Origin of the sequence: Pseudomonas sp. St386, from assembly GCF_018325865.1 — a bacterium.
Taxonomy (GTDB): Bacteria; Pseudomonadota; Gammaproteobacteria; order Pseudomonadales; family Pseudomonadaceae; genus Aquipseudomonas; species Aquipseudomonas brassicacearum.
The window spans coordinates 5,899,505-5,919,239 of sequence record NZ_AP021900.1 but is presented as its reverse complement, the minus strand read 5'-3'; the positions used below and the strand labels follow the sequence as shown (position 1 = coordinate 5,919,239).

The window sequence follows — 19,735 nt, the reverse complement described above, 5'->3', positions numbered from 1 at the left end:
CTGCCTGGAGATAGGTGTCTGTGCGGGACCGCCTGAATGAACTGCGTCGCGTGCAAGAAGCGGCATCATCCAAGTGGAACCGTAAATGGTACGTTTTTTTGTTGCACATTACTCGCGGGTTTTTCAGCCCGGCGCTGTCACTCCACTGTTCAGATCACATGGATCTGGGCGGCTTTTGCCACCGCTGAAATTTTATTGCTGACGTTCAGTTTTCGCATGCAACTGCACACATGGAAATTCACGGTCCGTTCGGAAAGACAGAGAATCCTGCCCACTTCCGACGCCGTCTTGCCTTCGGCAGACCACCTCAACACTTCGATCTCTCTGGGTGACAGGTGGCATTTGGGCTGGATTGCGAGGGCGTCAGACAATTTTTTGCTGGCGAGTGCATGCAGCCTTTGACTGGCGAAGATGGCATAGCCGAGATTTGCATAGTGCTCCTCGATATCGATGGGACAGTGGCTCCGTGCGAGGCTGAACAGGCTGCAATGTGCGCCCTGTTCATCATGAACGGACTGGGTCCAGCCATACTTGAGTCCTTGTCGATTAAGTTCTCGCCATAACTTGGGGGCATGAGCAAAGACAGTCTCGTCCCACAAGATGGGGAGTGATGATTGATTGCAATGTGCTACTAATGGATCGTTCGACGCATAGCCATTTTGTTCATAAAGTCTGTCCCATCCATAAGGGTAGTTGTTCAGGTTCACCTTGCTGGTGTGTTTGTCGGGGCTTCCTAGATAGGCTGCAAATGCGCAATATTCAAATCCCTGATTATTAAAGAAATTCAGGACCAGACGATAGGCCGTTTGCAGGTCCTTTTCGCAGGATAGCTTCCTCAATAACAAGTCTTTCCACTTGTCCATCGCTCTCTCCTGGGTTTGATTCGTTCATGCGGATCCAATCCATGATGCGGAATTTGAGTGTAGGACTATTCTTAATTTGTAGTGAGTTTTTTTTAGTTTGCTTACATTCTGAGATGTTTAAGGAACTAAACTTTTTAGTTAACTATTTTTACAGTTCTGTGAGGTTTGTATAAGTTAGGTAAAAGATTTTGTTGGTCAGACGTTGTTTGTGGCTAAAGTGCCATTACTCGTCATCGGTGGTGAAGACGCTCGCTTTGCGGGACACTGCAAGTCTCGTCCCATTGGAGTGGCTCATGACCGACAGCGCAGAGAAGTTCAGCCGCCAAACCCTGCTCGATGTCCAGCCGTTGACGCCTCATTTGTTTACTTTGCGCACGACCCGGGATCGCGGTTTTCGTTTTCGGGCGGGTCAGTTTGCCCGGCTGGGGGTCGTCAAGGCGGACGGGACCGCCGTCTGGCGGGCGTACTCCATGGTGTCTTCGCCGTTCGACGAGTTCCTCGAGTTCTTTTCCATCGTGGTTCCCGATGGCGAGTTCACCAGTGAGCTTAGCCGCCTGCGACCGGGTGACGAACTGTTGGTGGATCGCCAGGCTTTCGGCTATCTGACGCTGGATCGCTTTGTCGATGGTCGGGATTTGTGGCTGTTGTCCACCGGGACGGGGGTGGCGCCGTTTCTTTCTATCCTCCAGGATTTTGAGGCCTGGGAAAAATTCGAGCGGATCATCCTGGTGTACAGCGTGCGCGAGGCGCAGGAGCTGGCGTATCAGGCGCTGATCAAGGAGCTGCCCCAGCGCGACTACCTGGCCGAGTACGCTCATAAGTTTCATTTCATTGCGACCGTCACCCGTGAGCAGCATCCGGGGGCGCTCAGTGGGCGGATCACCACGCTGATCGAAAATGGCGAGCTGGAGCGGGCGGCCGGCGTAGCGCTGACGCCGGAGCATTCGCGAGTGATGCTGTGCGGCAATCCGCAAATGATCGATGACACGCGCAAGCTGCTCAAGGCCAGGGGGCTGCAACTGAGCCTGACCCGTCGGCCGGGGCAGGTGGCGGTGGAAAACTACTGGTAGGACTGTGGCGAGGGGATGAATCCCCTCGCCACAAGAGGCGTCAGTGACTGACTGCCTCAGGGCCGCTCGTTCTGGGCCTTGAGTAGATCGCGAATCTCACTCAGCAGCAGTTCTTCCTTGGTCGGAACAGGAGGCGCGCTGGGGGCTACGGCTTCTTCGCGCTTGAGGCGGTTGATCGCCTTGACGCCCATGAAAATGGCGAACGCCACGATGATGAAGTCGATGGTGCTCTGGATGAATTTACCGTAGGCCAGTACCACGGCAGGCGCATCACCCTGGGCGGCCTTGAGGGTGATGGCCAGGTCACTGAAGTCCACTCCACCAATCAGCAGGCCGATGGGAGGCATGACCACGTCGCCAACGAATGACGAAACGATTTTGCCGAAAGCGGCACCGATGATGATCCCGACGGCCATGTCGACGACATTGCCTTTGACCGCGAAGGCCTTGAACTCGCTTAGCACGCCCATGAGCTATTCCTTGTAACAAATGAAAGATGAGTGGCAGTGTAAATCAGCCCAACGAGTCCTGCTCGAAACGCCTGCTTACAAAGCTTCAGTTATCGACCTGGCCTTGGGTGAAAAGTTTTCAAAGTGCCATCAATCGCGCGTGATACGCGGTTTCGGCCTGGCGCCCCACAACGTTTTTTCTATCGATGCGGTACGGCATTTCTATTTAGGTTTTCCTTTTTCGAGCACTAGCCTCTGGATGGCGCACATGGATGCGCTCTATAACATCAGAGGAACACGCCTATGAACACTTCCCTTGGCCACGGGGCTTATTCCCATCGCCGCGCTTTTTTTGTGCTGACCGCGAGCCTTTTGTCCTTGTCTGTCAACGCGGCCACCCTGACCCGGGACAATGGTGCGGCTGTCGGCGACAACCAGAACTCGCAAACGGCAGGCCCCAATGGCCCGACCTTGTTGCAAGACGTGCAGTTGATCCAGAAGCTCCAGCGCTTTGACCGTGAACGCATCCCCGAGCGCGTGGTGCATGCACGTGGGACCGGCGCCCACGGCACCTTCACGGTTTCCGACGATCTCAGCGACCTGACCAAGGCCAAAGTCTTTGCCGCAGGCCAGGTCACACCAGTGTTCGTGCGTTTTTCTGCCGTGGTGCACGGCAATCATTCGCCGGAAACCCTGCGCGACCCCCGTGGTTTCGCCACGAAGTTCTACACCGCCGACGGTAATTGGGACTTGGTGGGTAACAACTTCCCGACCTTCTTCATCCGCGATGCCATCAAGTTTCCGGACATGGTCCACGCCTTCAAACCCGACCCGCGGACCAACCTGGACGATGATTCACGCCGCTTCGATTTCTTCTCCCATGTTCCAGAATCGACCCGCACCCTGACCGAGTTGTATTCCAACTCCGGGACACCGGCCAGTTACCGTGAGATGGACGGTAACGGTGTACATGCCTACAAACTGGTTAACGCCAAGGGTGAAGTTCATTACGTGAAGTTTCATTGGAAAAGTTTGCAGGGGCTGAAAAATCTCGATCCGAAAGAAGTTGTGAAAGTTCAAGGCCAAGATTACAGCCATATGACAAATGATCTGGTGAATCATATTAATAAGGGCGACTTCCCGAAATGGGACTTGTACATCCAGGTGCTGAATCCACAGGACCTTGCCAAGTTTGACTTCGACCCACTGGACGCGACCAAGATCTGGCCGGGTGTGCCTGAGCGAAAAGTCGGGCAAATGGTCTTGAACCGCAATCCGGCGAATGTTTTCCAGGAAACCGAGCAGGTCGCCATGGCACCGGCCAATCTTGTACCGGGTATCGAACCTTCCGAGGATCGTTTGCTTCAGGGGCGAGTATTTTCCTACGCTGACACGCAGATGTACCGCCTGGGTGCCAATGCCCTGCAACTGCCGATCAACGCCCCCAAGGTGGCGGTGAACAACGGTAACCAGGACGGTGCGATGAATCCAGGCAGCACCAGCACCGGCGTGAACTATCAGCCGAGTCGCCTGACGCCGCGTGAAGAACCGCAAGCGGCACGCTACAGCCAGACCGCGCTGAGCGGCAGCACCCAGCAGGCGAAGATCCAGCGCGAGCAGAACTTCAAGCAGGCCGGTGATTTGTATCGTTCGTTCAGCAAGAAAGAGCGTGATGACCTGATCGACAGCTTCGGCGGCTCTTTGGCGACCACCGATGACGAGAGCAAGCACATCATCCTGTCGTTCCTCTACAAGGCTGACCCTGAGTACGGTACTGGCGTGGCCCGTGTCGCCAAAGGTGACTTGGCCCGGGTCAAGGCCCTGGCGGAAAAACTGACTGACTGATCCACAGCCAGGCAGGTGTATGACCTGTGGGAGCAAAGCTTGCTCGCGATACAGGCGCTGGGGTCTGAAACCAGACTGAGTCGTCTGCATCGCGGGCAAGCCGTGCTCCCACAACCATGCCCCCACAGTCATCTGCCAGAGGAGACGTCATGATGCGCAGATTTCTTTTATTGATGCTTGCGACCTGGTCACTGGGCGTACTGGCCGATCAGCCAATACCCACCGAACCGGCCGCCGTACAAGAACAGTTGCAAAACTACTACTTCGACGCCGCTCGCCGCGGCGATGTGCCGATGCTCGAGACTTTTATCGAGGCCGGTTACTCGCTCAATACCCAGGATGAAAAGGGCTACACCGCACTGATTTTGGCGGCTTATCACGGCCACGGCCCGGCGGTGGAGCGGCTGCTGGCCGCTGGCGCCGATGCCTGTGCCCAGGACAAACGCGGTAACACGGCGCTGATGGGCGCCATTTTCAAGGGCGAAGTGCAGATCGCCCGTCGTTTGCTGTCCACCGATTGCAGCCCGGACCAACGCAACGGCGCCGGGCAGACCGCGGCGATGTATGCCGGCCTGTTCAAACGGGATGAATTGCTCGATGCCTTGAAGGCCAAGGGCGCCGATCTGCAGGCCCAGGACCCGTTGGGCAACACTGCGGTGGATCTGGCGAGGGGTGAAATCAGAATGCCGGCCCCGCGTTGACCTCCGCGTGGGCTATCATCGCGGTTTTTATCCGGAGTTCAGATGGCCAAGGCAAAGCGCATGTACGGCTGCACCGAGTGCGGCTCGACCTTTCCCAAATGGGCCGGCCAGTGCAGCGAATGCGGGGCCTGGAACACCCTGACTGAAACCATGGTGGAAAGCGGCGGCGCGGCGGCACCCACCGGTCGCACGGGCTGGGCCGGTCAGCAGGCGCAGATCAAGACCCTGGCCGAAGTCAGTGTCGAAGAAATCCCGCGTTTCTCCACCGCATCCGGTGAACTGGACCGCGTGCTGGGCGGCGGCCTGGTGGACGGTTCGGTGGTGCTGATCGGCGGCGATCCGGGCATCGGCAAATCCACCATCTTGTTGCAAACCTTGTGCAACCTCGCCACCCGCATGCCGGCGCTGTACGTCACTGGCGAAGAATCCCAGCAGCAGGTCGCCATGCGCGCCCGGCGCCTGGGCTTGCCCCAGGACCAGTTGCGGGTCATGACCGAAACCTGCATCGAGACCATCATCGCCACGGCGCGCCTGGAAAAACCCAAGGTGATGGTGATCGACTCGATCCAGACGATTTTCACCGAACAACTGCAATCGGCCCCGGGCGGCGTGTCCCAGGTGCGCGAAAGCGCGGCGTTGCTGGTGCGCTACGCCAAGCAGAGCGGCACGGCGATTTTCCTGGTGGGCCACGTCACCAAGGAAGGCGCACTGGCGGGGCCGCGGGTGTTGGAGCACATGGTCGATACCGTGTTGTATTTCGAAGGCGAATCCGATGGGCGCCTGCGTTTGCTGCGGGCGGTGAAGAACCGCTTTGGCGCTGTCAACGAACTGGGTGTGTTCGGCATGACCGATAGAGGTCTGAAAGAAGTCTCAAACCCTTCGGCGATCTTTCTGACGCGTGCCCAGGAAGAAGTCCCCGGTAGCGTGGTCATGGCAACGTGGGAAGGCACCCGGCCGATGCTGGTCGAAGTGCAAGCGCTGGTGGACGACAGCCACCTGGCGAACCCGCGCCGGGTCACCCTGGGCCTGGATCAGAATCGGTTGGCCATGTTGTTGGCGGTGTTGCATCGACACGGCGGGATTCCGACTCACGACCAGGACGTGTTCCTCAATGTCGTGGGTGGGGTCAAGGTGCTGGAAACCGCGTCCGACCTGGCGTTGATGGCGGCGGTCATGTCCAGCCTGCGCAACCGGCCGCTGCCCCACGACCTGTTGGTGTTCGGCGAAGTCGGGCTGTCGGGCGAAGTGCGGCCGGTGCCCAGTGGCCAGGAGCGGCTCAAGGAGGCGGCCAAGCACGGCTTCAAACGCGCCATCGTGCCCAAGGGCAACGCGCCGAAGGAAGCCCCGCCGGGGTTGCAGATCATTGCCGTGACACGCCTGGAACAGGCGTTGGATGCGTTGTTCGAATAACCCTGGCAATTGCGCAAGGACTGTATGTGGGAGCAAAGCTTGCTCGCGATGCAGGCGACTCGATTTTGAAGGACCGCATCGCAGCCATCGCGGGCAAGCCTTGCTCCCACATGGATTCCCTCGCCAAGGGGGTAGCTCAGATCTGGATCAACGCCGCCAACTCCCGCTCCAACTCGTCATGGTCGCCCACGTTCAGCTCGACCAGCCGGCGTAGGTGTGCGATGGAGTCCAGGTCAATGTGCTCGCAGGCGAAGCCCAGGTGACCATGGTCATCATGGGCCAAACGAACTTCCATTTTGATCTCGGCATCAGGGCTCAAATGAATATCGGCCATGAAGGGGCGCTCGATATCGCCAAGCCAGGGTTCGGGTTTCTTGATCAGCAACCCCTTGAGGGACAGATCCAGCAACTCTACCGGCCAGATGAACGGGCCCTGGCTCAGCTCGGTCCTGGCATTGAAGTCAACTCGTACGAAGCGGCGACGTTCGCTCATTACGCATTCCCTCTGGAGATTCACTGACTATAGACCCAACTGACGGGGCATCGTCACCGTTCGGCTGCTGACAAACGAACGTCGAGTATGGCCTTTGCCCGGGTTAGCGCTAAACTCCAGTGGCTGTCTTTCTTGTCACCCTGGCTGGAATATAAAAATGAAAAACAATAATAGCCTGCTGCGCCATCTACCCTGGCTACTGCTGGCCGTCGTGGGAGCGTGCGCCCTGGGCGTCGTGGCATTGCGTCGAGGCGAGGCGATCAACGCCTTATGGATCGTCGTCGCAGCCGTGGCCATCTACCTGGTCGCCTACCGCTACTACAGCCTCTTCATCGCCAACAACGTGATGCAACTCGATGCGCGCCGGGCTACTCCCGCCGTGCTCAACAACGATGGCCTGGACTACGTCCCGACCAACAAACACATTCTTTTCGGCCACCACTTCGCGGCCATTGCCGGCGCGGGGCCGCTGGTCGGGCCGGTGCTGGCGGCGCAGATGGGCTACCTGCCCGGTACGCTCTGGCTGATCGCCGGCGTGGTGTTGGCCGGTGCGGTGCAGGACTTCATGGTCCTGTTCCTGTCCACCCGCCGCAACGGGCGTTCCCTGGGTGACATGGTCCGTGAGGAAATGGGCCGCATCCCCGGCACCATCGCGCTGTTCGGCTGCTTCCTGATCATGATCATCATCCTCGCGGTGCTGGCGCTGATCGTGGTCAAGGCCCTGGCCGAGAGTCCGTGGGGCATCTTCACGGTGATGGCGACCATCCCGATCGCGATGTTCATGGGCATCTACATGCGCTACATCCGCCCGGGCCGCATCGGTGAAATCTCGCTCATCGGCGTGCTGTTGCTGCTGGGCTCGATCTGGCTGGGCGGGCAGATCGCTGCCGATCCGGTCTGGGCCAAGGCCTTTTCCTTCACCGGGATCCAGATTACCTGGATGCTGATCGGCTACGGTTTTGTCGCGGCGGTGCTGCCGGTGTGGCTGATCCTGGCGCCGCGGGACTACCTGTCGACCTTCCTCAAGATCGGCACCATCGTTGCCCTGGCGATCGGCATCCTGGTCACCATGCCCGAGCTGAAAATGCCGGCGCTGACCCAGTTCACCGACGGCACCGGGCCGGTATGGAAGGGCGGCCTGTTCCCGTTCCTGTTCATCACCATCGCCTGCGGCGCGGTCTCGGGCTTCCACGCGCTGATCTCCTCGGGCACCACGCCCAAGCTCTTGGATAACGAAACCAACGCCCGCTACATCGGTTACGGCGGCATGCTGATGGAGTCCTTCGTGGCGATCATGGCCATGGTCGCGGCTTCGGTCATCGAGCCGGGCGTGTACTTCGCCATGAACAGCCCGGCGGCGATCGTCGGCGGTGACGTGGTGGCCGTGGCCCAGACCGTCAGCAGCTGGGGTTTTGCAATCACCCCCGAGGCGCTGCAAGCGGTGGCCAAGGACATCGGCGAGACCACTGTGCTGGCCCGTGCCGGCGGTGCGCCGACCCTGGCGGTCGGTATCGCGCAGATCCTGCACTCGGTGCTGCCGGGTGAGAACACCATGGCGTTCTGGTACCACTTCGCGATCCTGTTCGAAGCGCTGTTCATCCTCACCGCGGTGGACGCCGGCACCCGTGCCGGGCGGTTCATGCTGCAGGACTTGCTGGGTTCGTTCGTGCCTTCGCTCAAGCGCACCGAATCCTGGCCGGCCAACCTGATCGCCACCGCCGGTTGCGTAGCGATGTGGGGTTACCTGCTGTACCAGGGCGTGATCGATCCGCTGGGCGGCATCAACACCTTGTGGCCGCTGTTCGGCATCTCCAACCAGATGCTGGCCGGTATCGCCCTGATGCTCGCCACCGTGGTCCTGATCAAGATGAAGCGCCAGCGCTACGTCTGGGTGACCATGCTGCCGGCGGTCTGGCTGCTGATCTGCACCACCACTGCGGGTCTGATCAAGCTGTTCGACGCCAACCCGGCGATCGGCTTTTTGGCCCTGGCGCGCAAATACAACGATGCCCTGGCCGCCGGCCAGGTCCTGGCCCCGGCCAAGAGCATCGAGCAGATGCAGCACGTGGTGTTCAACGCCTACACCAATGCGACGCTGACGGCCTTGTTCCTGTTCGTGGTCTTCAGCATCCTGTTCTACGCGCTCAAGGTCGGTATCGCCGCCTGGGGCACCAAGGAACGCACGGACAAGGAAGCGCCATTCCAGGCCTTGCCGGACGCTTGATAGGGGATTGCAACGATGTTCAATGACTTGAGTCGCCTGGGTAAATACCTCGGTCAGGCCGCCCGCCTGATGGTCGGAATGCCCGACTACGACAACTACGTCGAGCACATGCAAACCAAGCACCCGGACAAACCGTTGATGGACTACGAGGCGTTCTTTCGCGAACGCCAGGAGGCCCGTTACGGCGGCAAGGGTGGGCCCAAGTGCTGTTGAGTTGAGGTAGCCTCGAACCCCATGTGGGAGCGGGCTTGCTCGCGAAGGCGGTGGATCAGCAGCATTGATGTTGACTGACACTCCGCCTTCGCGAGCAAGCTCGCTCCCACAGTTGTTTTTGGGGTGGTCTCAAGATGTGCATACACCACAGATCCCCTGTGGGAGCGAGCTTGCTCGCGATAGCGGAGTGTCAGTTAATGATAATGTCGACTGATCCATCGCCTTCGCGAGCAGGCTCGCTCCCACAAAACCGCTTCCCTTTCAGGCATCAAGGAGATTCAGTTTGTCCTCTCCCATCCCGGTCACCATCCTCAGCGGCTTCCTCGGCGCCGGCAAGACCACGCTGTTGCGCCATCTGCTCAAGGCCGAGCACGGCCTGAAAATCGCCGTGATCGAGAACGAATTCAGCGATGCCGGCATCGATACCCAACTGCTGGGCGACGAGCCGGTGCAAGTCATGACCCTGGCCAACGGTTGCGTGTGCTGCACCATCCACACCGACCTGACCAAGGCCCTGTACCTGTTGCTCGAGCGGCTGGACAGCGGCGAGATCGCCTTCGATCGCCTGGTCATCGAATGCACCGGCCTGGCCGACCCGGCCCCGGTGGCGCAAACGTTCTTCATCGACGAGGACCTGCGCGAGCGCTATATCCTCGACGGCATTCTTACGCTGGTGGACGCCGCTCATGCCGATGTCCACCTGACCCAGGCCATCGCCCAGGCCCAGGTCGGGTTTGCCGACCGCCTGCTCTTGAGCAAGACCGATCTGGTGGACGCGGCCCAGGTCCAGGCCCTTGGCGAGCGCCTGACGCGCATCAACCGACGGGCACCCATCAGGGTGGTCGAGCACGGCAAGATCGACCTGGCCGAGCTGCTCGACATCCGCGGCTTCAATCTCAATGCGGACCTGGGCGCGGGGTTCAGCCTGCGACCGGTCGGCAAGGCCACCCCGGGCGATCGCATCAGCAGCCTGGTGCTGCGTACCGACAAGGCGCTGGATATCGACAAGCTCAGCGAGTTCATGAACCAGTTGCTGGAAGAACACGGCAAGCAATTGCTGCGCTACAAGGGCGTGCTGAACATCGCGGGCGAACCCCGTCGGTTGGTGTTCCAGGGCGTGCTCAAGTTGTACGGTTTCGATTGGGACACCGAATGGGCCCCCGGCGAAGCCCGGGAAAGCGTGATCGTGTTCATCGCCGACGAACTGCCGGAAGAGAAGATCCGCGCCGGTTTCGAAGCCGCGCTACTTTGACGAACCCGTACCTGCGGCCAGCAGCAGTTTCTGCTCCAGATGGTCCAGGTGCTCGTCCATCAGCCGCACCGCTTCGTTGACGTTGCGGCCTTCCACTGCGTCGACGATTGCCAGGTGTTCCTGCCAGGCGCAGTGCCGGCGGGACTTGATCTCGTGTCGCGCCAGGGCCAACGAGGTCAACGGCACCAGGCTGCCGAGAAATTGCATCAACGGCGCGTTGCCGGCCATGGCGGCCAGTTGCAGATGAAACTCGCCGGACAGGCGGATCGCCGGGCCACGTTCACCACGATCCAGGCACTGGCGCTCGCGTTCCACCAGATCGCGCAGCTGTTGCAAGTCCTTGGGCTGCGGCGCCCTGCAGGCCAGGCGCACCAGGGTCTGCTCAGCCAGGCGGCGAGCGTGGAGGATCTGCCGGGTCTGCTCCAGGTCTGGCGCAGCGACTTGTGGCCGGTGGTTGGGCCGCAGGATCACCACTTGCTGATGAGACAGGCGCGCCAGAACGCGGCGAATGACACTGCGGCTGACACCAAACACATCCCCCAGGCTTTCCTCGGTGAAGCGGCTGGCCGGGGCAATGCGTTGTTCGAGGATGGCGTCGAAGATCCGCGGGTAGATATCGTCCACCGACGGTTTGCCGACCCGGCCGGGCGGGGGCAGGGCGGCCAGCACGTTGTGGTTGTGCTGGGGTTGATGGGGCATGAGGTTGTTCATGGCGGTCTCCACAGGCAATGGCTCAGGTGCCGAGGTTGTCGTCCGGAATGTTCAATTCGATGCCCATGCGCTGGCCTTCCCGGAGAATGTGCCGGCGCATTTCGGCGCTGGCCTGGGCGCTGTTCTTGCCCCGGATGGCACGGACCACGGCTTCGTTTTCTTCCAGGCGTTCAGCCAGGTGCTCGGGCGAATTGCGCAACATATCGGCGCTCTGCTTGAGGGCGTTACTGGTCTGCTGGACCACGTTCTGGAAGATCGGGTTGGATGTCAGGGCAAACAATTCTTCATGGAAGGCGATGTAGGCGTTGGCGCAGGCGTCGCTGTCGTTGGCTTCCAGGGCTTCGCGCATGTCCATGAGGGTCAGGCGCAACTGGCCGACCTCCTTGCTGCTGATGGACTGGGCCACAAGGCCGACGATGAACGGCTCCAGGGTGTAGCGCAGCTGCAGCAGGTCTTCCAGGCTCGCGCCGGCCATGGCGCTGCCTTCACCGGCAGCATCGTTGAGATTGGCCTCCAGCACCACGACGCCTTTGCCGGGCATCGAGCGCACCAGGCCCAGGGTTTCCAGCACAATCACCGCTTCACGCAGGCTTGGCCGGCTGATGCCCAGTTGCTCGGCCAGCTCGCGCTGGCCGGGCAGCATGTCGCCCGAGCGCCATTGGCCTCGGGCGAGGGCGGCGCGGAGTTTCTCCACCACGGAATTGACGACGGTCGATGAACTGATCACATGTGACTCCTTGGAAATCGATCAGGCGATGCCGGTTCGCGGGCCGGCATCGCCGTCTTTCAGAATTGCTGGTGATGGGCACTGCCCACCGGTTTCCTGGGTTGGAAGGTATAGCCTTGTTGGCCGGACAGCACCTTGCGCGCCCGAGGGATGTCGATGTCTTTTTCCCAGCGGGCAATCGCCACGGTGGCCACGCAGTTGCCAATCAGGTTGGTCAGGGCGCGACCGATGCCCATGAACCAGTCCACGGCCAACACCAGCACCAGGCCGACCACCGGGATCGCCGGGATCGCGGTTAGCGTCGCTGCCAGGATCACCAGCGCCGAGCCGGGAATCCCATGGGCGCCCTTGGAGGTGATCAGCGAGACCAGCAGGATGGTCAACAGATCGCTCATGGCCAGGGGCGTGCCGGTCGCGTTGGCGATGAAGACAATGGCCAGGGTCAGGTAGATCGAGAAACCATCCAGGTTGAACGAGTAGCCGGTTGGAATGACCAGGCCCACGGTGGAGCTGCCGATCCCCAGGTGTTCGAGCTTGCGCATGATCTGTGGCAGCACGGCATCGGACGACGCGGTGCCGAGCACGATCAGCAGCTCTTCGCGCAGGTATTTGAGGAATGGCAGCATCGGCAGGCCCGACACGCGCATTACCGCACCCAGGATCACCGCGACAAAGGCGATGCAGGTCAGGTAGAACAGGCCAACGAGGCTGCCCAGGTGCTGTAGCGAATCCAGGCCATATTTGCTGGTGGTGAAGGCAATGGCCCCGAAGACGCCGATCGGGGCCAGCCGTACGATCATGCCCATGATGCGGAAGATCACGTGGCTGAGTTCGTTGATCAGGCGTGAAATGCCGGAAGCGGCGTCACCAACAAGGTTCAACGCGCTGCCAAACAGCACGGCAAACAGCAGCACCTGCAGGATGTTGTTTTCCGCGAACGCGCCAATCACCGAGGTCGGGATCAGGTTCATCAGGAACTGGGTGGTGGTGACCATGTGCTGGCCGCGCTGGGCGATATCGTTCACGTCCGCGCTGGAGAGCTGCTCCAGGTGGATGTTCGCGCCGCTGCCAATGCCTGTGCTGAAAGCAAGGACCAGGCCGATGACCAGGGCGATGGAGGTGAGTATTTCGAAGTAGATGACCGACTTGAGGCCAATGCGCCCGACCTTCTTGAGATCGCCGGCGCCGGAGATACCGCTGACCACCACGCAGAACACGATCAGGCCGATGAGCATCTTGATCAGCTTGATGAAGCCGTCGCCGAGGGGTTTGAGTTGTGCAGAGTATTCAGGAAGGGTAAGTCCACAGACGATGCCGAGCACCAGTCCGAGGACAACTTGAAGGAAGATCGACCGCGAGCACCATTTGAGCATGGGAGGGATTCCTGGTTCGGTGTCCTTGTTCGCCAGGGGAGGGCTGGCGTTGGGACTTCATTATTGTGGTCTTACCGGTTTGTCCAGTGCAGGCGCAGTCTAAGCGCTGTTTTTGCGGGGATGCAAGCTCGATTGTGCTGGTTTGGCATGACCGGTCTTACCAGTTGAGGTGAAAGCCCTGTGCTTGAGCGTTTTCTCAAAAGAAAAAATGACGGGTGGTCAATAACCGCCCCGCCACAAGGGTCGTGCTTCGTCCCTTCGACTGACTTTACATGCCAACAGGGGCGACCTTCAGAGCACGCTCAGAATGAACGTCGCTTTTGATTGTTCGTCTGTCTCGGCAAGATAAAGATAAGGCGAGCCGCGTACCCTTAATCCCCCGACATGTTTCTTATTGCCTGTCATGAGCGAGATGGGGACATGGCGGGATTTGATGTGCTTGCGTGTGATGATGTTTTGCTGATGATCGACCAGGCTGAAAAGAGTCGGGTTGCGAGTGTTTGGATCACTTGCCCCAAACACTTCGAGCCAGCTTTTACTGATCAGTTTGTTGTAGTGTTCACCGGTGTTTTTCAGGGTCAGGAGGTAGCCGCCAGCGGTATACCGCAAGTGCAGCCGCAAGGGCTCGCCGCGCACAGCCTGGTCTTCGACGCGCATGCCGAGCAGGCTTGAGTGATCCTGGGTTTGGGGTCTACCGGTGAAGAATCCACCGCTGAATGCACTGATGGTCGCCATCGCGGGTTTGCCATGCAGCCTTTCCAGTAGATTTACGCGGGTGTTGAACATGCTGAGTGTTGCATTAAAGGATTGTTCACTGTCCATGTGAATAAGCGTCCTGTTTTGAGTGATTAAGTTCAGGGGGCAGGAGAGATCGTATGGGTTTATTAATTGCGTGTAAGGTTTTCTGTATTGCAGAAAATTAAGTGTTGGATGGTGTTAGTTGTTTGGCCCTGTTTTCCAGGGCAATAAAAAAAGGCCCGCATCTTTCGATGCGGGCCTTATTCAACTCGTTCTAGCGGGCTGATTAAGCGCCGTAGACTGGCAGCTTCTTGCAGATAGCCTTGACCTTCTCACGTACGGCGTCGATGACCGCTTCGTTGTTCAGGTCCGCCAGGATGTCGCAGATCCAGCCAGCCAGTTCCTTGCACTCGGCTTCCTTGAAACCACGAGTGGTCACGGCAGGGGTGCCGAAACGCAGGCCCGAGGTGACGAACGGAGAGCGTGGGTCGTTTGGCACCGAGTTCTTGTTGACGGTGATGAACGCCTTGCCCAGCGCCGCGTCGGCGTCTTTGCCGGAGATCTCTTGCTTGATCAGCGACAGCAGGAACAGGTGGTTTTCAGTACCGCCGGACACCACGTCGAAGCCGCGCTCGATGAACACGCCGGCCATGGCCTTGGCATTCTTCACTACTTGTTGCTGGTAAGTCTTGAACTCAGGTTGCAGGGCTTCCTTGAAGCAGATCGCCTTGGCTGCGATCACGTGCTCCAGCGGGCCACCCTGGGCGCCCGGGAAGACGGCGGAGTTCAGCTTCTTCTCGATGTCGGCATTGGCGCGCGCCAGGATCAGGCCGCCACGTGGACCACGCAGGGTCTTGTGGGTGGTGGTGGTGACCACGTCGGCGAATGGCACCGGGTTCGGGTAGACGCCAGCGGCGACCAGGCCGGCAACGTGGGCCATGTCGACGAACAGGTAGGCACCGACCTTGTCGGCGATCTCGCGGAAACGCGGGAAGTCGAGGACCTGGGAGTAGGCGGAGAAACCGGCCACGATCATTTTCGGCTTGTGCTCGAGGGCCAGGCGCTCGACTTCGTCGTAGTCGATCAGGCCGTTGCCGTCGATGCCGTACTGGATGGCGTTGTACAGCTTGCCGGAGGAGGAAACGCTGGCGCCGTGGGTCAGGTGACCGCCGTGGGCCAGGCTCATGCCCAGGATGGTGTCGCCGGCCGACAGCAGCGCCAGGTACACGGCGGAGTTGGCTTGGGAGCCTGCGTGCGGCTGGACGTTGGCATAGTCGGCACCGAACAGTTGCTTGGCGCGATCGATGGCCAGTTGCTCGACCACGTCGACGTACTCGCAACCACCGTAGTAACGCTTGCCCGGGTAGCCTTCGGCGTACTTGTTGGTCAGTACCGAGCCTTGAGCTTCCATCACCGCGGGGCTGGTGTAGTTTTCCGAAGCGATCAGCTCAATGTGCTCTTCCTGGCGCTGAGCTTCTTGCTCCATGGCGGCAAAGAGATCGGCGTCGTACTTGGCAATAGTCAAATCACGGCTGAACATGGCGGTCCTCAAGGATCGGGGGCAGAAAAGGGGGGCATTCTACCTCAACCGGTTTTGGAAGGCATATGAAAGGGCGTCATGTCGCGGACGAATGGGTTTCACGCAAGAGGGGTGTTGCCTGTACTGGCTCATCGCGGGCAAGCCTTGCTCCCACAGAAGCCCTCGTTCCCCTGTGGGAGCAAGGCTTGCCCGCGAGAGGCCGGCCCAGATAGTACAAGGCCTCAGTCGAGCATGAACAACGCATCATTGCTGAACTGCGCTTCAAACCGGGTGGCTGGCATCGGCCGGCCGAACAGGTAGCCCTGGACTTCGTCGCAGCCGTGCTCGCGCAAGAAGTCCAGTTGCTCGTGGGTCTCGACGCCCTCGGCGATCACCGCCAGGTTGAGGCTGTGGGCCATGGCGATGATCGCCCGGGCGATCTGCGCATCCTGCTCGCCGGACGGCAGGCCGTCGACGAAGGTGCGGTCGATCTTCAGCACATCGATGGGGAATTGCTTGAGGTAGTTGAGCGACGAATAACCGGTGCCGAAGTCATCGACGGCGATGCTCAGGCCCAGGTTTTTCAGCCCGGCCAGGATCTGCATCGCCTCGCTGACTTCGCGCATCAGGATACTTTCCGTCAGTTCCAGCTCCAGGCAGGCCGGCGGCAGGCCGGTGCTGCGCAGGATATTGGCGATGCGCGTGCCCAACTGGCCGTCGGAGAACTGCCGGGCGGAAATGTTGACCGAGACCTTCGGCACCCGGACCTTGGCCTGGTGCCACGTCCTGAGCTGCCGACAGGCTTCGGCGATGACCCAGTCGCCGACGTCCACCACCAAGCCGAGCTCTTCGAGTACCGGGATGAAGTCCCCCGGCGGCACCAACCCGCGTCGCGGATGGCGCCAGCGCAGCAGGGCTTCGGCGCCAGTCAAACGTTTGCCATCGCCGCTGAACTGCGGCTGGTAATACAGCACGAACTCGTTCTGTTCCAGGGCGTGGCGCAGGTCGCTTTCCAGCTCCAGGCGCTCCAGGGCGCTGGCGTTCATGTCGGCCTGATAGAACTGGAAGTTGTTCTTGCCACGCTCCTTGGCGTGATACATGGCCGTGTCGGCGTTCTTCATCAATTGGCTCAGTTCGTTGCCGTCCTGGGGGCTCAGGGCGATACCGATACTGGCGGTGACGAAGAACTCCCGGCCTTCGAGCACGAATGGCCGGACCAGGCTGGCGAGGATCTGCTCGGCTACGTTGATGGCCCGGTTCAGCGCCATTTCGCGGCTGGCGCGCGGTTGCAGCAGCAGGGTGAATTCATCGCCGCCCATGCGCGCCACGGTGTCGTCGTCGGCGACGCAGCCGAGCAGGCGCGTGGCCATTTCCTTGAGCATCCGGTCGCCGGCGGCATGCCCCAGGGAGTCGTTGATCGGCTTGAAGCGGTCCAGGTCGAGGAACATCAGCACGACCCAGGTCTTCTGCCGGTCGGCCGATTGCAGCGCGGTGTGCAGGCGATCCTGGAACAGCGTGCGGTTGGGCAGGTGAGTCAGGGCGTCGTAATAGGCCAGGCGATGAATGCGCTGCTCGCTGGCCTTGCGCTCGCTGATGTCGCTGAAGAAGCATACATAGCTGGCCAGGTCGCCCTCGTCATCCAGCACGGCCGTGATGCCGACCCAAGCCGGGTAATGTTCGCCATTGCGGCGCTTGAGCCAGACTTCGCCTTCCCAGGTGCTGTGCTGTTGCAACTGCTTGAGCACGTAGCGCAAGTGGGCTTCCTGCTGTTCGTCCACGGTCAGCATGTTGGGCAACTGGTCCAGCACTTGCGACACGGCATAACCGCTGACGCGACTGAAGGCTTCGTTGGCCTGGACAATGTAGCCGGCCGGGTCGGTGATCAGGATCGCCGAGGTCGAGTGCTCGAAGACCGTGGCGGCCATGCGCAGGTCTTTTTCGGCGCGACGCTGCTGGCTGATGTCGCGACCAACGCCGAGCACGCCTTCGAACGCGCCGTGTTCATCCCACACCAGTACCAGCCGCAGCTCGATGGGAATCTTGCGCCCGTCGGCACGCAGGCAGTCGAACAGGAACAACTGGGTCTGCATCTGGTTGCGCAGCTCGGCCAGTTGTTCGGGCTTGTCGAGGGCCTTGCTGACCCGGTCCATCAGGCTGTAGATGCCGGTCAGCTGTTGCGGATTGGCGATGATCGATTGCCAGCCGTTCTGGAAGATCCAGTCGGCGGTGTAGCCCAGCACCGCCTGCACCGACGGGCTGACGTAGTTGAGCGAAAGCTTGTTGTCGGTGGAGAAAATCACGTCGCTGATGCTTTCGGCGAGCATCCGGTAGCGTTGCTCGCTGTCACGCAGCGATTCGCTGGCCTCGATCTGCTCGGTGACGTCCTTGGCCACACCGATGATTCGTGTCACCTGATTGTCCCGGTCCCGGGCCAGTGCCTGCTCGCGGATGTCGAAGCAGCGCCATTTGCCATTGCGATGGCGAAAGCGCAGTTGGCATTGCAACAATTGCGTGTACCCGCCCCGCCGTTGTGCCTGGCGCAGGCCGTGGTAGTGATCGGCATCGTCGCTGTGCAGCAGGATTTCCCAGAAGTACTCGCCCATCTGGTGCAGCTCGGTGCGGTCGTAGCCCAGGGTCTGGCCCAGGTGGTGGTTGCTGAAGATCATCCGCTGGCTGATGACGTCCTGCACATAGAGATGATCCGGCACGGTGCGCACCACGTCGGACCAGAAACCCTCGCGTTCGAGCAACGAGAGCTCGATCAGCTTGCGGCTGGTGATGTCGCTGATGCTCAGGATGACCGCGTTATGGTCTTGCTGTTTTTCCGGCAGGCGCAGCACCAGCCACAGGTGCTGGTCGCGGCCATGGGCGTCCTGGAGTTTGATTTCCAGTTCCAGTTGCTTGTGTCGATCGAGCAGCGCTTCGAGCAGCTTCGAGCCAACGGGGTTGTTGTCCTGCGCACCCTTGCCGACCAGCAGTTGCCAGGCCTGGTCGCAGGAATCGACGTTGAGCAGTTTCAACGCCATCTGGTTGACTTCGGTGACGTGGACTTCCTGGCGCAATTGCTCGAGTTGATGGGGAGTTTTCGTCCAGGCGCGCAATTGATCGCCCGTGTGCAGGCCGGTCCGCTCAAAAAAGGCCTTGAGCCCCGACAGATCCAGCACGCACAGGGCCACGCCGGTGCCTTCGAAAATATCCTGGTAGCGCCGCCGACCTTCATGCAACTGCCGCTGACGCCGGCGTATGTTCAAGAGCGCAATCACCGGCAACAACGAAAACGCCAGGCCCAGCAGGCATTTGCCGATGAAGGCCGGCAGCAGTTGTTCGATCACCTGGCGCCTGTCGAACAACCCCCGCAGTTGCCAGTCGCTGCTGCTCAAGGGCACGGTCAGTACGGTGTTCTCCAGGTCATCCGGGGACAAATGGGTAGGGCTGCTCGAGGGCAGGCTTTCGTCGCGGCTGATGATCTGCTGGTTGAGACGGTTTTCCACCAGCCACAGCGGGCGCAGCCCCATATCGGTCTGCTTGGTCAGGGTGGAGAAAAACTTCGGGTTCAGGCGCAGCGCCCAGTAGCCACGGCTGCTACCGCTGGCCTGGTGCAACAATAGATGCACCACGGAGCCGTCTTCGGCATTGCTGAAGTAATGGGCCTGGGCCCGGCTGCGCCGCACCAGTTCACCCAGGTAATCGGCGTCGTGGCTGTCGGCGTCGCTGTCACTGAGCACTCGGCCGGAGGGGCTCAGCAGGGCCAGGCTGCGCAATTCGGGGAGCGATTGCTGGAGTTTGCGCACCAGGGCCCGCTGTTCGTCGCCTGTTTGGGGTTGTTCGACAATCGGTAGCAGGTTGAGGGCGATTTGCGCGTTCAGGGCCATGTTCAGGCTGACCTGCGCGGCGAGATCGGCGGTGTAGTCGATGGTGTATTGGCGTTGTTGCTGCTGGGTTTCGCGCAGTTGGTCGAGCAGTTGCCAGAACAGCAAGCCGAGTAACAGCAGCACCAGCGTGGCCAGTCCGCCCTTCAATGTCCCGCGCAGGGGCGAGCCGGGCACGACAGCGGGTGCGCGAGGGGACAGGGGCGGAGTGACGTTGGACAAGCTGTAATCCTGCGGTTTGCTGGACTGGCGCGACGTGCACTATAAGCCGGACGCCC

General features: G+C 60.4%; 16 protein-coding genes. 7 read left to right on the top strand and 9 right to left on the bottom strand.

What is annotated here, in order from left to right; all coding sequences use genetic code 11:
• Positions 1–149: 149 nt before the first annotated feature.
• Complete coding sequence (locus KI235_RS26210) at positions 150–863, bottom strand: autoinducer binding domain-containing protein (RefSeq protein ID WP_003205782.1); 714 nt, start codon at positions 861–863, stop codon at positions 150–152.
• Between the two features lie 293 nt (positions 864–1,156).
• Between KI235_RS26210 and KI235_RS26205 the strand changes: the two genes are divergently transcribed.
• Positions 1,157–1,933, top strand: a complete 777-nt coding sequence (locus KI235_RS26205) for a ferredoxin--NADP reductase (protein WP_003205780.1) — start codon at positions 1,157–1,159, stop codon at positions 1,931–1,933.
• Positions 1,934–1,989: 56 nt separating this feature from the next.
• Here KI235_RS26205 and mscL read toward each other — a convergent pair whose 3' ends face one another.
• Positions 1,990–2,403 carry a large-conductance mechanosensitive channel protein MscL gene (mscL, locus tag KI235_RS26200; protein ID WP_003205779.1) on the bottom strand — a complete coding sequence of 138 codons (414 nt, stop codon included), beginning with the start codon at positions 2,401–2,403 and terminating at the stop codon, positions 1,990–1,992.
• Positions 2,404–2,685: 282 nt separating this feature from the next.
• On the opposite strand from mscL, the gene katB reads away from it, so the two are divergent.
• From katB to radA, 3 genes are all read left to right on the top strand, one after another.
• Positions 2,686–4,227, top strand: a complete 1,542-nt coding sequence (gene katB / locus KI235_RS26195; RefSeq protein ID WP_028237291.1) for a catalase KatB — start codon at positions 2,686–2,688, stop codon at positions 4,225–4,227.
• A 152-nt stretch (positions 4,228–4,379) separates the two neighbouring features.
• The gene (locus tag KI235_RS26190; RefSeq protein ID WP_003205776.1) at positions 4,380–4,928 is read left to right on the top strand and encodes an ankyrin repeat domain-containing protein; all 549 of its coding nucleotides are present in this window, start codon (positions 4,380–4,382) and stop codon (positions 4,926–4,928) included.
• A 42-nt stretch (positions 4,929–4,970) separates the two neighbouring features.
• On the top strand, positions 4,971–6,338 hold the full coding sequence (radA, locus tag KI235_RS26185) for a DNA repair protein RadA (protein ID WP_003185644.1): 1,368 nt from the start codon (positions 4,971–4,973) through the stop codon (positions 6,336–6,338).
• 136 nt (positions 6,339–6,474) lie between these two features.
• On the opposite strand, the gene KI235_RS26180 is transcribed toward radA, so the two are convergent.
• Positions 6,475–6,831, bottom strand: coding sequence for a PilZ domain-containing protein (locus KI235_RS26180; RefSeq protein ID WP_003205774.1), 357 nt, complete (start codon positions 6,829–6,831; stop codon positions 6,475–6,477).
• A 157-nt stretch (positions 6,832–6,988) separates the two neighbouring features.
• Here KI235_RS26180 and KI235_RS26175 point away from each other — a divergent pair, with 157 nt between their 5' ends.
• From KI235_RS26175 to yjiA, 3 genes are all read left to right on the top strand, one after another.
• Positions 6,989–9,055, top strand: a complete 2,067-nt coding sequence (locus KI235_RS26175) for a carbon starvation CstA family protein (RefSeq protein ID WP_003205773.1) — start codon at positions 6,989–6,991, stop codon at positions 9,053–9,055.
• A gap of 15 nt (positions 9,056–9,070) precedes the next feature.
• The gene (locus KI235_RS26170; RefSeq protein ID WP_003201656.1) at positions 9,071–9,268 is read left to right on the top strand and encodes a YbdD/YjiX family protein; all 198 of its coding nucleotides are present in this window, start codon (positions 9,071–9,073) and stop codon (positions 9,266–9,268) included.
• Between the two features lie 283 nt (positions 9,269–9,551).
• Positions 9,552–10,520 carry a GTPase gene (gene yjiA / locus KI235_RS26165; RefSeq protein ID WP_013694246.1) on the top strand — a complete coding sequence of 323 codons (969 nt, stop codon included), beginning with the start codon at positions 9,552–9,554 and terminating at the stop codon, positions 10,518–10,520.
• Here yjiA and KI235_RS26160 read toward each other — a convergent pair.
• From KI235_RS26160 to KI235_RS26135, 6 genes are all read right to left on the bottom strand, one after another.
• Positions 10,512–11,231 carry a GntR family transcriptional regulator gene (locus tag KI235_RS26160; RefSeq protein WP_038858937.1) on the bottom strand — a complete coding sequence of 240 codons (720 nt, stop codon included), beginning with the start codon at positions 11,229–11,231 and terminating at the stop codon, positions 10,512–10,514. The genes yjiA and KI235_RS26160 overlap by 9 nt on opposite strands.
• Positions 11,232–11,253: 22 nt before the next feature.
• On the bottom strand, positions 11,254–11,958 hold the full coding sequence (locus KI235_RS26155; protein ID WP_039014177.1) for a FadR/GntR family transcriptional regulator: 705 nt from the start codon (positions 11,956–11,958) through the stop codon (positions 11,254–11,256).
• 59 nt (positions 11,959–12,017) lie between these two features.
• A complete protein-coding gene (locus KI235_RS26150) occupies positions 12,018–13,331 on the bottom strand; it encodes a C4-dicarboxylate transporter DctA (protein WP_003205767.1) in 1,314 nt (437 codons plus the stop codon).
• A gap of 291 nt (positions 13,332–13,622) precedes the next feature.
• Positions 13,623–14,153 carry a hypothetical protein gene (locus KI235_RS26145; RefSeq protein WP_027912166.1) on the bottom strand — a complete coding sequence of 177 codons (531 nt, stop codon included), beginning with the start codon at positions 14,151–14,153 and terminating at the stop codon, positions 13,623–13,625.
• A 202-nt stretch (positions 14,154–14,355) separates the two neighbouring features.
• On the bottom strand, positions 14,356–15,609 hold the full coding sequence (glyA, locus tag KI235_RS26140) for a serine hydroxymethyltransferase (RefSeq protein WP_003205763.1): 1,254 nt from the start codon (positions 15,607–15,609) through the stop codon (positions 14,356–14,358).
• Between the two features lie 221 nt (positions 15,610–15,830).
• Entirely contained in the window at positions 15,831–19,679 is a 3,849-nt protein-coding gene (locus KI235_RS26135; RefSeq protein ID WP_212795361.1) for a bifunctional diguanylate cyclase/phosphodiesterase, read from the bottom strand.
• Between the last annotated feature and the right edge of the window lie 56 nt (positions 19,680–19,735).